Here is a 15,415-nt window from a genome sequence, read left to right on the forward strand (position 1 = left end):
GCATCAAGGTTGAATGTGCCGCCGTCTTCGCGAGCAAGCTCGCTCCCACAGTTTGTTTCGGGGTGTTCATAGATACGATGTCCACCGCCAATCCCTGTGGGAGCGAGCTTGCTCGCGATGGTGGTGGCTCAGCCTCCACCCATCTTGAATTCGCCGTGGTCAGCGCGGCGGGTAGTTGGACAGAATCCGCCCCACCGTCTCGCGCACGGCGGTGTTGCGGTCGGCCGGGTTGGGGGAGTTGCTGAGCAGTTGTTCATCACTGCCACGCCACACCAGCTTGCCGTCCTTGCCGTCGAGCAGGTCGATCTGCACAGTGGCGACTTTGTAGCTGATGTTGCGGGTTTCGTTGTACATCGGCCCACCCCAGTAGCCATTCCACGGGCCACCCCAACCGCCGCCGTAGTGAGTGGTGACCTGCTGCTGGCGATCCTCGACGATCAAATAGGCCTGGACCAGCACATCGCCGCGCACGCCCGCCGCAGCCGGGCGCAAGCCGCGCTGATCGAGTTGATCGGCCACCGCCTGGCGGATCCGCTGCTCGGTCAGGTCGCTCTTGATGCGTGGATCATCGGGGCGATACTGCAGCGCCGGGTCTTTCCAGCTCCAACTGCGATACGCCGCAAAGTCACGGCTGGTGTCGAAGTCATGGTTGACCTGGTTAGAAGCACAAGCCCCCAGCAACAGGGTGAAGGCCAATAGAGCAAGACGGCGAAACATGGTTTTTCTCCGTTGCGTAATCAACTTGGGGGATACGCCGACATGGCTTTTTCCACCGCCTCGCGAATGGCATCGCTGCGTTCGCTCTGGCTGCCCCGCTGGCCCGTCTCGGCGCTGGCGCTCCACACCGGCTGACCGGTGCGGGCATCGAACAGGTCCACCCGGACCACCACGACTTGCTCCTGATACGTGCGCACCATCGGCATCGGATGGTACACGCCATAACCCGGACCGTAGCGGTCATAACGGTTATAGCCGCCGTAATAGCCGGCATCATAATCATCCCGGACCTGGCGCACGCGGGTCTCCAGGCGCAGGTCGGCGCTGACGAACAGGTCGGCGGGCCGGTTGTCATGCAGCGGCCGCAGGCCACGCTGGTCGAGGGCATTGCTCACCGCTTCGGCCACCTGGGCCGAATCCGCCCAGGCAGTGCCCGGCGGCAGGCGCCCGTCGCGCCAGGCCCAGCTGCGATAGCGCCCGTAATCACGGGGCGGCGCCGGGTAGGCGCTGCGGTCGAATACCGTGGCGGCCTCCGGTGGCGCCGGCGGCAACGGATTGGAGGTGGCGACATAGGGGTTGCTGCCCTGGCAGGCCACCAGCCCCAGGCACAGCACCAACAACCCTGAACGACCTTTCATTTCGCGCTCCAATTGCACTTGCGGATCAGAGGGGACGGCAGATCCAGTGCAGATAACGTCCCAACCCGGCAAACGCCGGATGGCGACGGTGGGCCAGTTCCATTTCCAGCAACTGCGCAAGTTCCACGCGGCCCTGGAACTCCACCGGCATGTAGTCATGAAAAACCCGCACGCCACTCTGGCTTTCGACCTGCCAGAGGCCTTCAAGTTGCGCCGCCAAATCTCGCGGATCAAGGGGTTGTTGCGGCGTCAGGCTCTGTTTTTCGCCGGCCATGTCATTTTTGCGCAACTTGCGGAAATGCCCCTTGAGCAGGTTGCGATAGACCAGCGCGTCGCGGTTGTAGAACGCCAGGGACAGCCAACCGCCAGGCGCCGTCAGTTGATGCAGCACCGGCAGGATCGCGTGGGGCTCGGCCAACCATTCCAGCACCGCGTGACACAGCACCAGGTCGTAAGGCTCGGTCAGTTGGCCGAGCAGGTCCTGCCACGGTGCCTGGATGAACGTGGCCTGCTGGCCGGCCTCGGCAAAACGCTGGCGAGCGCCTTCGAGCATGGGCTCGGCCGGCTCGGCCAGGGTCACCTGGTGACCGCGCTCGGCCAACCACAACGACATGTGGCCCAGGCCAGCGCCGATGTCCAGCACACGCAATGGACGCTGCGGCAAGGTTTCCAGCAGATCGGCCTGAAGCACCGCCAGGCGGATCGCCCCCTTGGCCCCGCCGTAGATTTTTTCCGCGAAGCGCGTGGCGAGCTGATCGAAATGACGGTCGCTCATTGGCCGAACCGCCGTTCGCTATCGGCCAGCTTGCTGCGCACCACGGCGTCCATGTCCAGGCCCAGCTCGCTGCAAAGCAGCAACAGGTACAACACGATGTCACCGACTTCCTGCCCGGCGTGGGCCAGTTTGTCCGCCGGCAACTGGCGCGACTGGTCCTCGGTCAGCCACTGGAAAATCTCCACCAGTTCGGCCATTTCCACACTGGCGGCCATGGCGAGGTTTTTCGGGCTGTGGAATTGCCGCCAATCGTTATGGTCACGAATGGCATGCAGGCGTGCGGTCAGTTCAACAAGGTTCATCGGGTTCTCCTGAATGCGCATAGCTTCAGGGGGATGACCGGGGAAGGCAAGAGTCTCGGTACGAAGCGACGGTTTGCCCCATAATCGAACCAACTCGGCCGCCACAGCTCCTACAATCAGGAGCCAACGGCTCAGTTCGGATTCCCTCCCATCAGGATGCACATATGCAGGTAGAAAGCTTTTTCGAATGGCTCGGCCAGGCGCTCGGTTCGGTAATCCGTTTCATCGTCGACCTGCTCAGCGGCCTCTTCAACATCCTGGCCAACGCCGGCGGCAACTTCGTCGATGGGCTGTCACGCACCTTGGGCATGGACACTTCGATCATCAGCATCATCGCGCTGATCCTCGGGCTGATGCTGCTGTACTCGGCCATCCGCGCCTTCATGCGGGCCTCGATCGTCATGGGCATCATCTGGCTGGTGCTGGGGTTGTGGTTGTTGAGTTGGATCATTCACTGACACTGGGACCGCTCCCCACCCTAGCGCTCACACCGGACACCACCCGTGGCGAGGGAGCTTGCTCCCGCTGGGTGGCGAAGCCGCCCCAAATGAGCTGAAGCAATGTTCCAGACAGACCACATCGGCTGGTCTTGCGACTGCTTCGCAGCCGAGCGGGAGCAAGCTCCCTCGCCACGATGAGCCCGAGGTCACTTTAGAGGTCTGCGTGCTCCCTCTCTGCACCGGGCACGATCAATCCAAGAACCCGCTACAATCGCGCTCCATCAAGGAGCCCGCATGTCCAACCTGATCACCGACTGGCGCGACCGCCTGACCCATCGCCGGGTCTGGGCACTGGCTGCGCCAATGATTCTCTCGAACATCTCCGTGCCGCTGGTGGCGTTGGTGGACAGCACCGTCATCGGCCATTTGCCCCATGCCCATCAGTTGGGCGCCGTGGCGGTCGGGGCGAGTTTGTATACGGTGTTGGCGTGGGCCATGGGTTTCCTGCGCATGGGCACCACCGGGTTCGCCGCCCAGGCCGCCGGGCGGGGTGACGGGGCGGCGTTGCGACAAGTGTTGTTGCAAGGACTGCTGTTGGCGATGGGGCTGGCGCTGCTGCTCGGTGCCGTCGGCGTACCGTTGAGCGACGTGGCGTTGCATTTCATGCAGCCATCCGCCGAGCTCAACCAGTTGACCCGCGACTTCTTCCACACCCGGCTCTTCGGCTTGCCGGCGGCGCTGGCCAGCTATGCGCTGGTGGGCTGGTTCCTCGGCGCCCAGAATGCCCGGGCGCCGTTGGCGATCCTGTTGGTGACCAACCTGGTCAACATCGCCCTGAATCTTTGGTTCGTGATCGGCCTGGACTGGGGCGTGACCGGTTCGGCCCGGGCGTCGGTGATTGCCGAGTGGACCGGAGCGCTGGTCGGCCTGGCCCTGGCTCGCAAGACACTGCGGGCCTGGCCCGGGCAGATGGCCTGGGCGGCCCTGGGCGTGTGGCAGAACTGGCGTCCGCTACTGGCGGTGAACCGGGACATCTTCATTCGCAGCCTGGCACTGCAAGCGGTGTTTTTCCTGATCACGGTGCAAGGCGCGCGCCTGGGGGACGCCACCGTGGCGGCCAATGCCTTGCTGCTCAACGGCCTGCTGCTGACCGCCCATGCCCTGGACGGCCTGGCCCACGCCGTGGAAGCCCTGTGCGGCCATGCCATTGGCGCCCGCGACCGCCTGGCCCTGCGTCGCTCGCTGGTGGTGGCCGGCGGTTGGTCACTGATTGCAAGCCTCGGCTTTGCCCTGCTGTTCCTGCTCGCCGGCCACTTGTTCATCGACATGCAAACCGATATCCCCGACGTACGCGCCACCGCTTACGACTACCTGCCCTACCTGGCGACCTTGCCGCTGATCGCGGTCTGGAGCTACTTGCTCGACGGCCTGTTCATCGGTGCCACCCGCGCCCGGGAAATGCGCAACGGCATGCTCTTGACCCTCCTGCTCGTGTCGCCGATCGCCTGGATGCTGCTGGGCTTGGGCAACCATGGACTGTGGATCACCTTCCTGCTGTTCATGGCCCTGCGCAGCCTGACCCTCGGTGCGTTTGCCTGGCACTTGCAGCGGCGCGACCGTTGGCTCGGCGCGCCGCCCCCATAACCTTCAATCCTGGCGACCCTGCCAGCGCCGCCGCAGGTGTTCGAGACGCTCACGCTGCGAACCACCCTCCGGCCCCGGGATGGGCCGGGCATCGGGGTATTGCAGGCGCAGCCACAGCCAGTCATCGAGCACCGTCCGCTCGGTGAATCCCAACGCCAGCCCCTGCTGCAAATCCTCCCAGAGCCGACGGTAATCACGCCCGGTGGAGCGGCACCATTGCCACGCGTGGCGCTCCAACAGGCATCGTTGCAGCTGGCCCTGTTGTCGGTCGCTGAGGCCGTGTTCTTTCTCCAACGCCGCCACCGGCAGTCCCGGGTTGGACAGTTGTTGCCAGCCCTGGCTGCCGATCGCCCGGTCGGCCCACGTGCCGCCGAACCAGCGCGCCAGGCTGATCGGCCCCAGCCAGCAACTGAGCTCATGGGAATCGCAACCGTCGAAGAAATAGCTGGCGGTGTGCGGGTTGTAGTAATTCAACAGGGCTTTGTGATGCAGGCCCAGTGTCACCGTCAGCATGCGCCGCAGATGCGTGAGCAATTGCCCGACGGGCTTTGGGCTGGCCAACAACAACCCTGGCCAGGCGCGCGGGTCCAGGTGACAAAGGCTGACCAGCGCGGGGGATTGGCGCAGCTCCACCAACAACGGGCCGTGCTCGCGAAGCCCATGCAACTCGGTGCCTTCGAACAGGGCAAAACGCCGGGCCTCGGCGAACTGCGCGTGCACCAGCCGCACCGCCTCAGGCGCACTCGGTACGTCCAGCAGCAACCATTGCGGCGTTGATCCAGGCACGACCGCGCTCATCGAACAACGCCCGCGCCGCGTCCCATGAGCATGCGGCAGGTGCACAGCGGTTGGCCGCAGGGGCTGAAAGGCCCGCCTTCGGGCAGCAGGCACAACAAGACCAGCGGCTCGGCCTCCCGCATCGCCGACAACAGCACCGGATCGACAACCGACCGCCCAAGTGTTTCGCCTGAAGATGACTCATCGGCAACCGCTGCCGAGGCAGGCTCGCCCAGAAATGCACTGATCAGCGGCCGATCCGGATCACCTTCGATAAAGCTCACCAGCACCTCGGTGCCGTCACACAGCGCGGCCGCCCCGCCGGCAGCCAGCTCCGGCGCCAAGGGCAGCCAGCAATGACTGGGGCTGGAACCTTCGCCCTGATAGACCCAGTCGAACTCCACCGCGACGCGCCCCGCTCCCAACTCCGACGGCTCGTCCACCGCCACGACCCAGCCGCGTTGCCGGCTCACCATGCGTGGTTTGGCCGGGACGCTGTCCGGCACGAACAGCACGCCCCGGGGAATGGCCTTGAAATGGTTGCCATACACACCCGCCTGGGCGCGATGCTCGACCTTCGTCAACAGCCAGCGCCGGTTCCAACCGGCAAACGGATGGTCCGTCAACGTCAGCACCTGGCCACCCCGCAGGTTCGTCAGTTCGCTGCGCCCCTGGGCGACCTGCTGCCCCGACACATCGGTGTGCACGCTGAAGGTCCGCACCGCGGCAACCGGCCCGTCGTCCACGTAGACCGCCTTACCGGCGGGGGGAAAACTGTGCGGGTTATCGGCGAACACCAGGCAATGCCCGTCCCGCGTGTGTTCGAAATGAAAGTGGATACCCGCCCGGGCGCACACGCGCTGGAGGAACTGCAGGTCCGACTCGCGATACTGGGTACAGAAATCCTGCGGTGGATAATCGCCGCTCAGGTCCAGGCACAGGCGGCGGCCGCTGATGCCATGGGCCTTGAGCACCTGGCGAATGATCTGCGGCACCGAGCGGGCACTGAACACCCGCTGGCTGAAGCGCTGCGCCAGACAGGCCAGCTTCGGCCCGATACGCACCCGGCAACCGGCGCCATGACGGTGTTGGACCAACTCATGGAGCTGCCCATGAATGCCCCGGCCTGGAGCCCCGAAACTCAACCAGACACTGCGATACAGCAGGCTCGCCAAGTCCAGGCTCGCATCGTGCAACAGGAGTTCCACTTCATAGACAAAGGGCTCGCTAATGGCTTCGCTACCCGTGAAGGCCACCACGTCAACAGGCTCGGGCAGACCGGCTATCTCCAGACGAAATGCTGGCTCGCAGGCTGGATCGGACATCGGCGTTTCTCTACAGGAGGGGCGGTCGGGGATTCTCGCCGACCGCCATGGCCGAGTAGAGGGGCCAAGTACAGGTTAGGAAAGGGACTACACGAAATAAGGACATCACCGATTAAATGCACCGGTGGGAAGAAATAGCCGTGACGTAAACAAAAATGCCCTCCGGGACTATCCGAAAAAACCCGCGATGTGCGGTGTGTTTTCTGACAGCCCCGGTGGGCATTGAGGAGACGGCTATTGGCGCGGTCTCTCCATCAGGAAGACAGGTACGACGAACGCGTCAGCCCCAGGCGCAGCGCATCGAGGAACTGGGTGCGCTCGGCGGCGCTGATGCGGGCGCTGGCGCACTTGTCACGGTAGTGAGTCATCAACTCCTCCGGCGACAAGTGCACGTAGCGCAGCATGTCTTCGATGGTGTCGTGGGTTTCGATACCGGCGTGGTACACGCTGCCATCGGCGTTCTGGTAGATGTTCACCGAGTCGGTGTCGCCGAACAGGTTGTGCATGTCACCGAGGATTTCCTGATAGGCACCCACCAGGAAGATCCCCAGCAGGTAGTCTTCACCCGGATTGAGAGCGTGAACCGGCAGGCTGGTCTCGATGCTCTGCTCGTCGACGTATTGCTTGATCTTGCCGTCGGAGTCGCAGGTCAGGTCTTGCAGCACGGCGCGGCGCAGCGGCTCTTCGTCCAGGCGATGCAGCGGCAGGATCGGCAGTACCTGGCCGATGGCCCAGGTGTCCGGCAGGCTCTGGAACACCGAGAAGTTGCAGATGTATTTGTCGGCCAGCTTGTCATTGAGCTCATCCAGCACCTGGCGGTGCGAGCGCTGGCGGGCCTTCAACGAGTTGTGCAAGCGACGGCACACGGCAAAGTAGCACTGCTCGGCCAAGGCTTTTTCCGCCAGGGTCAGCTTGCCGTCGGCATATTGGGTCGCCACGTCGCTCATGTAGTGCGTGGCACGCCAGTAGGTCTCGGTGACCATCTCGATATCGGTCGGGCCCAGCAGGTCAACCAGCCATTGCACGGTTTCCGGCAGTTCCTGCTTGTTGTCGATCACCGGCACGTCGTCGTTGTGCTTCTCGACGTCGGTCACCTGCACCACCAGCATCGCGTGGTGGGCGGTCAGCGAGCGGCCGCTTTCCGAGAAGATGTGCGGATGCGGCAGGCTCTGGGCATCGCAGAACTCCTTGAGCATGCCGACCACGACACCGGCGTAATCGTCCATGTCGTAGTTGATCGAACTGGCGTTGCGCGAGTGCGTGCCGTCGTAGTCCACGCCGAGGCCACCGCCGACGTCGATGTGATCCACCGGCAGGCCGAGATTGCGCAGCTCACCGTAGTAACGGATCGCTTCCTTGAAGCCGTGCTGGTAGTCCGCCAGGTTGGCGATCTGCGAGCCCATATGGAAGTGCAGCAGGCGAATGCCCTGGTCCAGGCCAGCGGCGCGGAAGCGCTCGACCACCGACAGCAGTTGCGCGGCCGACAGGCCGAACTTGGATTTCTCGCCACCGGTATCGGCCCACTTGCTCGACGCCAGGGACGACAGGCGCACGCGCAGGCCGACCTGTGGCTTGACCTTGAGCACTGCGGCCTCTTCGATCACCAGGCCGACTTCGGACTCTTTCTCGATGACGATAAAGACGTTGTGGCCCAGCTTCTGGCCCATCAGCGCCAGGCGGATGAATTCGCGGTCCTTGTAGCCGTTGCAGACAATGGTGCCGCCCTTCGGCGCGAGGGCCAGCACCGCCAGCAGCTCCGGCTTGGAACCGGCTTCCAGGCCGATGGAGACGTTCTGGGTGGCGATGATGTTCTCGATCACCGCTTCCTGCTGGTTGACCTTGATCGGGTAGAGCGCGGTGTACTTGCTCTGGTATTCCAGGCGCGCGATGTTGCTGTCGAACGCACCGGTCAGCTGGCGCACGCGGTCTTGCAGGATGTCGGGAAAGCGCACCAGCAAAGGCAGCGAGAGGCCGCTCTGGCGCAACTGGTCGACTTGCTCGAACAGGTCGATGGGCGAACTGCCGGGACCGTTCGGACGGACTTCGACGCGACCGGCTTCATTGATCGCGAAATACCCGGCCCCCCAATGGCGAATCCCGTAAACGCTGCGGCTGTCCGCAACGGTCCATTGGCTGCCATCGTCTTTGCGTGTGCGTCGTACGGACATCGAAGTCCCCTATAAAGAAGTCAAAATGCACCATCCGGTCGGAGGCTGGGGCAGTCTAGAGAGTGAAAATGACGAATTGCCTGTTAGCAAGGTAGACCCTGCTCCCAGCGATGAGTTTAGAAACCCGTTCAGAACAGGCTCTGTGAAAACCATGCGGGCGACCTCGAACGTCGGGTCCGGGTCAAGCCGAGGGTGGTTTTCACAGAAGCTGCTAGCCGCCGGATTTCTTTGCCTTGAAGCCGTGCTTGACCAGTTCCGCCAGCAGCAGCTCGACGTGATCGCCCTGGATCTCGATGATGCCGTCTTTCAACGCACCACCGGTGCCACAACGTTTCTTCAATGTGGTGGCCAGTTCCTTGAGCGCGTCTTCGGCCAACGGCACGCCGGTGATCGTGGTCACCGTCTTGCCGCCGCGACCTTTGCTTTCACGGCGCACACGGGCAATGCCGTCACCGGCAGGGATGGCGGTCTGTTTGCAGATGCAGGCATCCACCGGTTGACGGCAATCAGGGCAATGACGACCGGCGTCGGTAGAAAATACCAGGCCGCCCAGGGCGGCGAAGGATGCGGCTTTTTTGGCCACCGGCAATCCTCTTGGGAGGACAAAGACTGGTCGAGGGGGGAGAACGGGCCTCGACCGCGAAACCCCACTCAGGCAGGGGCAGCGCTACTGGACCGCAGACGCGGTTCAGCTTGAAAAGTCGCGCAGTGTAACGGCAAAAAGCCGACTTGCTAAGGGCCAATCAGCGCCAATTTATAGCTTCTTTGCGACGTCGCCACCCTGGGCACGCAAATAGCGTTCAAGCGCTGCCAGGGAGTCCGGGCAGTAAGGCATGCGCTGGATTTCATCGAGCACCTGTTCAAGCGGCAGGAAACGCGCTTCGAGGACTTCTTCGGGCTGCAGGACCAACGGACCGTCCCACACCGCCGAGAACGCCGAGCACCACAGGCGGCTGCCGGGGTCTTCGAAATAAAAATGGTCGTGGGCAGTCAGCTCAACACCGCTCACGCCCAGTTCTTCCGCCAGCTCACGGGCGGCCGACTCGGCGTAGGTCTCGTCGGCCTGGACCATGCCGCCCGCCGCCACGTCCCAGAAACCCGGGTAGATGGCCTTGCTCAGGGTGCGCCGGTGAACACACAGTTCACCGGCCGAATTGAACAGCATGATGTAGGTGCCACGCCCGATCAGGCCGCGCTCGCGCAACTGCGAACGCACCAGGCTGCCGAGCAGGTTGTCGTGCTCGTCGACCCACGCGATCAGCTCGGCATCCGAGGCCGCTCGGTGAGCGACCTCCCGGGGGCTTTCGCTCATGGATCAGCCCTGGTTCAGCAGTTGCCGCAAGTCGATGACTGCTGCGTTGGCCCTGGAAATATAGTTGGCCATGACCAGCGAGTGGTTCGCCAGGACACCGAAGCCGCTGCCGTTGAGAATCATCGGGCTCCAGACCGGTTCCTGGGACGCTTCCAGTTCACGAATGATCTGCCGCACGCTGACCGTGGCGTTCTTTTTCGCCAGCACATCGGCGAAGTCCACTTCGATGGCGCGCAGCAGGTGCGACAGTGCCCAAGCCTGGCCGCGGGCTTCATAGAACACGTTGTCGATCTGCAGCCATGGGGTCTCGACCACCTCTTCGTCCACCTGCGGCACTTGGCCCGGGGCCGTGACTTCGGTTTTCAGCGAGGTGTTGAGCTTGACCCGGCCAACGCTGGCCGACAGGCGCTGGGACAACGAACCCAGGCGCGTGCCGACGTCTCCCAGCCAGTTGTTCAGGTTGTCGGCGCGGGCGTAGAACAGCGCGCTTTTCTGGTTCGGATCGGACAGTCGGGCCTGGTAGCGGCTCAGGGAGTTGATGCCCTCCTGATATTCGGATTCGCTGGAAGGCAGCACCCAACTGCGGTTGTCGAAGTTGAAGCGCGGCTCGGCCTTGGCCAGGTCGGCGTCCTCGGCGGACTGGGACTGGGAACGGGCGAAGTCCTTGCGCAGGGCGCGGCTCAGGTCGCGAACCTGCACCAGCACGCCGTATTCCCAGCTCGGCATGTTGTCCATCCACAGGCCTGGCGGGAAACGGTCGTTGGAAATGTAGCCGCCTTGCTTGGTCAGCAGGGTCCCGGCCACGGTCTTGAGCGTCTCGACCGTGGTGTAGCCCACCACCATTTGCCGGCCATCCTTCTCGGCTGCGGCCTGGGCGTTCTGCTGCACGGGGAACAACGCAGGCTCCTGGCTCCAGTACCAGCCGAGGGCAATGGTCACCAGCAGGTAAAGGCCGATCAGCGTGGCCAGTGCGCGGCTGAAAAAAAGCCCACCCAGGTAGCTGCGGGTGTCCGATTTCGGCTCGGCGGCGCGTTCAGGCGCGCTGCCCGCGCGGTTTTTCCAGTCCAGCATGGCGATGTTCCTTCAATCACTTGAGTTCTCGGTTCGACCACAACCCTACGCCATCGTGCCTGATTTGAAACGCGATAATGCGGCGCCAATCATGCCGGGCGCGACAGGGCAATCGAACAGCACTATAAAGGAAGCGTTGCCATCGGCCTATTAGACTGTCCAGTCACAAACTGAATTGGGCGACAGGACAGAATATTGACGTATGACACTCATGCGGAGGAAAAGAGGTGCTAGCATAGAGCCACCAGTCGACCTCAGCATGCACCCTAACTAGTAGTCAGGATATGACCGAGCCAGAAGACCCCAGCCGTGAGCGCCTCAAGCACCACTTTGCCCAGCGGGTAATTCATCAGGCTCGCCAGATCCTGGAGATTTGGCAGCGCCTGCAACGCAGTGAGTGGTCAAGCACCGACCTGTCGGAGCTCAGCGAAGCCAATCTGCGCCTGCTGCGCTTTGCCGAGCGCTTCGAACAGCCCGAGCATTCCCTGCTGGCCCAAGGCATCAGCCAGTCGCTGCAAGCGGTGGACGCCAATCGCGGGCGCCTGAGCAGCCACCTGATCACCGAAATCAACCGTTTGATGCAGCGCTTGTCTCGCACCGGCCTGCGCCACGGCGACCAGCTCGAACAAACCTTCCTGCCGCCGCTGCGCAAACCCATCTACGTGATGCTGCAGGACCATGACCGCGCCGAACGCCTGGCCAAGCAATTGGAGTTCTTCGGCCTCAGCGCCCAGGCGCTGGACAGTGTCGCGGCGTTCCGGGCCTCGATGGTCGAGCGCCTGCCAGCGGCGATTGTCATGGACGTGGACTTCAGCGGCCCGGGCACCGGCCTGAAACTGGCCGCCGAAGCCCAGGAAGGCCTGGAACAACCGTTGCCGCTGCTGTTCTTCAGCTTGCTGGAAACCGACACCCCGACACGCCTGGCCGCGGTACGCGCCGGCGGGCAGGAATTCCTCACCGGCACCCTCGAAGCCTCGAGCCTGCTGGAAAAGATCGAAGTGCTGACCTGCGTCGCCCAGTACGACCCCTACAAAGTGCTGATCATCGATGACTCCCGCGCCCAGGCCTTGCACACCGAGCGCCTGCTCAACAGCGCCGGCATCATCACCCGCACGCTGATCGAGCCGATCCAGGCCATGGCCGAGCTGGCGGATTTCCAGCCCGACCTGATCATCCTCGATATGTACATGCCGGCCTGCACCGGCACGGAACTGGCCAAGGTCATCCGTCACAATGACCGCTATGTCAGCGTGCCGATCATCTACCTGTCCGCCGAAGACGACCTGGACAAGCAACTCGACGCCATGAGCGAAGGTGGCGACGACTTCCTGACCAAACCGATCAAGCCCCGGCACTTGATCACCACCGTGCGCAACCGTGCCGCCCGGGCGCGCAACCTCAAGGCGCGGATGGTGCGCGACAGCCTCACCGGTCTGTACAACCACACCCATATCCTGCAACTGCTCGAGGATTGCAGCTTCCGCGCTCGTCGCGAAGGCAAGCCCCTGAGCTTCGCCATGCTCGACATCGATCACTTCAAACGGGTCAATGACAGCCACGGCCACCCCATGGGCGACCGGGTGATCAAGAGCCTGGCGCTGTTTCTCAAGCAGCGCCTGCGCAAGACCGACTTCATCGGCCGTTACGGCGGCGAAGAGTTCGCCATCGTCATGCCCGACACCGACATCGACGCCGCCTGCAAAGTGCTGGATGAGATTCGCCAGCGCTTCGCCGAAATCCACTATCCGGCCCAGCCCCAGGACTTGTGGTGCACCTTCAGCGCTGGCGTGGTGGAGATGAGCGATGATTCCGACAGCCTGATGATGGCCAGCCAGGCGGACGAAGCGCTGTACCGTGCCAAGCACGCCGGACGCAACCGGGTACAGAGCGCCCGGCAATCAAAGCAAAGTGCCACCTTTTCATCGGAATCGACTGACTCGGTCATAAACCTGTAACGCAAACGCAATAACTTCAGGCACTTACGATTCTGCCCTCGGTAGACCCTTGATGCGCCTGAAGCTGCTGACCAATCTCAACACCGTTCTTTTAGTTGCCGTATGCCTGGGCCTCGGGGTCACCTTGTGGTGGTCGCAGATCGCCCTGGAACGGCCCTACTTGCTGATGGAGCGCTACCTGGGCCTGTCGCGGCAATTCCAGGGCGAAGTGGCGCGCAACATCGAGGACTACCTGGCCAGCGGCGACGCCTTGCGCCTGAGCGCGGCCACCCAGGCCTTGGAGACGCTGCAGAAAGACCTCGACCAGTTTCCCCCGGAGCTGGCCAAGACCCTGCGTCCGAGCCTGTCGAACCTCGACGGCTTCAGCAAGACCGATCTGTTGGCCGCCGGCAAACTGGCTGGCGATCCGCAGGCCTTGTTGTTGCAAGCCGAGCGTGAACTGAGCGCCAGCCTCGATCAACTGGCCCAATACGCCAATGGCGCCCCGACCTACTTGCCCCCGCTGTTTGCCGCTTCGCAGCATCTGGGTCGGTTGTCCCTCACGCGGGACAAACTGGTCAGCAGCGGCCGTAGTGAATTGGCCGCCGATGTCGAACGGGAACTGGCGAGCATCCGTGTCGAGGCCGAACGCCTCGACAGCCTGCCCCTGTTGGGCGTCACCGCCAGCAGCGAATCGGGCAGCGATGATTTCGCCGCGCTGATGGGCCTGGAGACCCAGGAAAAAACCGCCGCCGAAGATGCGGGCATCGCCCTCAAGCGCGAACTCAACAGCCTGCTCGGCCGTTACCCGGCGGAATTGACCCGCACCCGCGAACTGATCCAGAAACGCGCCGAGCTGAGCAATGCCACGCACCTGAAAATCGCCGACGTGCAAACGGCGATCGATACCCTGGAACCGGCGGTACGGGCGCAGCATGGGCAGATCCAGGGGGAGGTTCGCATGATCCAGGGGGTGATGATCGGCCTGATCCTGCTGATCGCGCTGCTCATCGACACCTTGCAGCGGCGCCTGGCCCGCACCTTGACGCACCTGGCTCCAGCCCTGTCGACCTGGGCCGAGGGGGACTTCAGCCGAGACATCCACGTGGGCGCCAGCAACCGCGAAATGCAGGACATCGAGGCTTCGCTCAATCGCCTGCGCGCTTACCTGGTGGACCTGGTGGGCACCATTCGGGTGAACGCTGAACAGGTCGCCGGCAGCAGCCGGGCCCTGGCCGAGCTGAGCGGCGAACTGCACAGTGGGGCGGAGGATCAGGCCGACGATACGGCGCTGATCCGTGATTCCCTCAGCGAGCTGGAAGCGACCATCCAGCAAGTGGCCGGCGATGCCAGCCAAGCCGCAGACGCCAGCCGCAGCGCCGGGCAAGCGGTGGAGCAAGGGCAGAAAGTCATCGGCCTGAGCCTCACGGGCTTGCATGCGTTGGTGGGGGAAGTGCAAGGCAACGCGCAGATGATCGAACAACTGGCCGAGGAATCGGCCACCATCGGCGGCGTGCTGACGGTGATTCGCTCGATTGCCGACCAGACCAACCTGCTGGCGCTCAACGCGGCCATCGAAGCGGCTCGCGCCGGGGAAATGGGCCGGGGCTTTGCGGTGGTGGCCGAGGAAGTCCGCTCCCTGGCCCAGCGCACGGCCGGCGCCACTGCCGAAATCCAGACACTGATCGCCCGCCTGCAACTGGCCGCGCGCCAATCGGTGGACGGCATGCGCGCCCAGGTCGAACACGCCGAAGCCACCGCCAACCAGGCGCAAGCGGCCGACGGTGCGCTGGATGAGATCGTCGGTGCCATCCAGACCATCTCCGACACGGCGGTGCGCATCGCCGACGTCACCGCCCAGCAAAGCGGCGCCGTCAGCGAAATCCGCGATCACAGCGAGCGGATTCACCAACTGGGCGCGGACAACCTGTTGCGCATCGGCGAGGGCCGGGAACAGGGCGACAATCTCCTGGTGCTGGGCGGACGCTTGCACACCGCCGTGCAGGCATTTCGGGTTTAGCGCCACAGACTGCATGAATCACTGTGGGAGCGAGCTTGCTCGCGATAGCGGTGGGTCAGCTTGCATCGATGCTGGATGTGCCGCCGTCATCGCGAGCAAGCTCGCTCCCACATTGATTCGGGAGGCCCGGGAATTGATGCTCACCGCAGATCCCCTGTGGGAGCGAGCTTGCTCGCGATAGCGGTGGGTCAGCTTGCATCGAGGTTGGATGTGCCGCCGTCATCGCGAGCAAGCTCGCTCCCACATTGATTCGGGAGGCCCGGGAATTGATGCTCACCGCAGATCCCCTGTG

The 15,415-nt window shown here is 63.6% G+C and carries 14 protein-coding genes; 4 read left to right on the forward strand and 10 right to left on the reverse strand.

Translation table 11 applies throughout. The features are described from left to right. Positions 1 to 159: 159 nt before the first annotated feature. From AO356_RS08130 to AO356_RS08145, 4 genes are read right to left on the reverse strand one after another with little or no spacing between them, the layout of a single operon-like run. Positions 160 to 717 carry a DUF4136 domain-containing protein gene (locus AO356_RS08130; RefSeq protein ID WP_060739334.1) on the reverse strand — a complete coding sequence of 186 codons (558 nt, stop codon included), beginning with the start codon at positions 715 to 717 and terminating at the stop codon, positions 160 to 162. Between the two features lie 20 nt (positions 718 to 737). Then, positions 738 to 1,355 carry a DUF4136 domain-containing protein gene (locus tag AO356_RS08135; RefSeq protein WP_060739335.1) on the reverse strand — a complete coding sequence of 206 codons (618 nt, stop codon included), beginning with the start codon at positions 1,353 to 1,355 and terminating at the stop codon, positions 738 to 740. Between the two features lie 25 nt (positions 1,356 to 1,380). Further along, the gene (locus AO356_RS08140) at positions 1,381 to 2,130 is read right to left on the reverse strand and encodes a methyltransferase (protein WP_060739336.1); all 750 of its coding nucleotides are present in this window, start codon (positions 2,128 to 2,130) and stop codon (positions 1,381 to 1,383) included. Next, positions 2,127 to 2,432: a MazG-like family protein gene (locus AO356_RS08145; protein ID WP_060739337.1), complete on the reverse strand. Its 306-nt coding sequence runs from the start codon at positions 2,430 to 2,432 to the stop codon at positions 2,127 to 2,129. The genes AO356_RS08140 and AO356_RS08145 overlap by 4 nt, the downstream gene beginning before the upstream one ends. Before the next feature lie 164 nt (positions 2,433 to 2,596). Between AO356_RS08145 and AO356_RS08150 the strand changes: the two genes are divergently transcribed. Then, positions 2,597 to 2,890: a hypothetical protein gene (locus AO356_RS08150; RefSeq protein WP_060739338.1), complete on the forward strand. Its 294-nt coding sequence runs from the start codon at positions 2,597 to 2,599 to the stop codon at positions 2,888 to 2,890. 276 nt (positions 2,891 to 3,166) lie between these two features. Next, positions 3,167 to 4,516: an MATE family efflux transporter gene (locus AO356_RS08155; RefSeq protein WP_060739339.1), complete on the forward strand. Its 1,350-nt coding sequence runs from the start codon at positions 3,167 to 3,169 to the stop codon at positions 4,514 to 4,516. 3 nt (positions 4,517 to 4,519) lie between these two features. On the opposite strand, the gene AO356_RS08160 is transcribed toward AO356_RS08155, so the two are convergent. From AO356_RS08160 to AO356_RS08185, 6 genes are all read right to left on the reverse strand, one after another. Continuing rightward, positions 4,520 to 5,314 (reverse strand): DUF4123 domain-containing protein, encoded by a 795-nt coding sequence (locus tag AO356_RS08160; RefSeq protein ID WP_060739340.1) that lies wholly within the window; start codon positions 5,312 to 5,314, stop codon positions 4,520 to 4,522. Beyond that, entirely contained in the window at positions 5,311 to 6,618 is a 1,308-nt protein-coding gene (locus AO356_RS08165) for a type VI secretion system Vgr family protein (RefSeq protein WP_060739341.1), read from the reverse strand. Before AO356_RS08165 ends, AO356_RS08160 begins: the two co-directional genes overlap by 4 nt. A 254-nt stretch (positions 6,619 to 6,872) precedes the next feature. Further along, positions 6,873 to 8,786, reverse strand: a complete 1,914-nt coding sequence (speA, locus tag AO356_RS08170; RefSeq protein WP_060739342.1) for an arginine decarboxylase — start codon at positions 8,784 to 8,786, stop codon at positions 6,873 to 6,875. Between the two features lie 211 nt (positions 8,787 to 8,997). Then, positions 8,998 to 9,369 (reverse strand): translation initiation factor Sui1, encoded by a 372-nt coding sequence (locus tag AO356_RS08175; RefSeq protein WP_003197435.1) that lies wholly within the window; start codon positions 9,367 to 9,369, stop codon positions 8,998 to 9,000. A 171-nt stretch (positions 9,370 to 9,540) separates the two neighbouring features. Further along, on the reverse strand, positions 9,541 to 10,098 hold the full coding sequence (locus AO356_RS08180; RefSeq protein ID WP_060739343.1) for an NUDIX hydrolase: 558 nt from the start codon (positions 10,096 to 10,098) through the stop codon (positions 9,541 to 9,543). 3 nt (positions 10,099 to 10,101) lie between these two features. Further along, positions 10,102 to 11,169, reverse strand: coding sequence for a DUF2333 family protein (locus AO356_RS08185; protein WP_060739344.1), 1,068 nt, complete (start codon positions 11,167 to 11,169; stop codon positions 10,102 to 10,104). A 284-nt stretch (positions 11,170 to 11,453) separates the two neighbouring features. Here AO356_RS08185 and gcbA point away from each other — a divergent pair, with 284 nt between their 5' ends. Further along, positions 11,454 to 13,124: a diguanylate cyclase GcbA gene (gcbA, locus tag AO356_RS08190; protein ID WP_060739345.1), complete on the forward strand. Its 1,671-nt coding sequence runs from the start codon at positions 11,454 to 11,456 to the stop codon at positions 13,122 to 13,124. A gap of 1,105 nt (positions 13,125 to 14,229) precedes the next feature. After that, on the forward strand, positions 14,230 to 15,123 hold the full coding sequence (locus AO356_RS33355) for a methyl-accepting chemotaxis protein (protein ID WP_420480619.1): 894 nt from the start codon (positions 14,230 to 14,232) through the stop codon (positions 15,121 to 15,123). The last annotated feature ends 292 nt before the right edge of the window (positions 15,124 to 15,415 follow it).

Origin of the sequence: Pseudomonas fluorescens (genome assembly GCF_001307275.1) — a bacterium.
Taxonomy (GTDB): domain Bacteria; phylum Pseudomonadota; class Gammaproteobacteria; order Pseudomonadales; family Pseudomonadaceae; genus Aquipseudomonas; species Aquipseudomonas fluorescens_AA.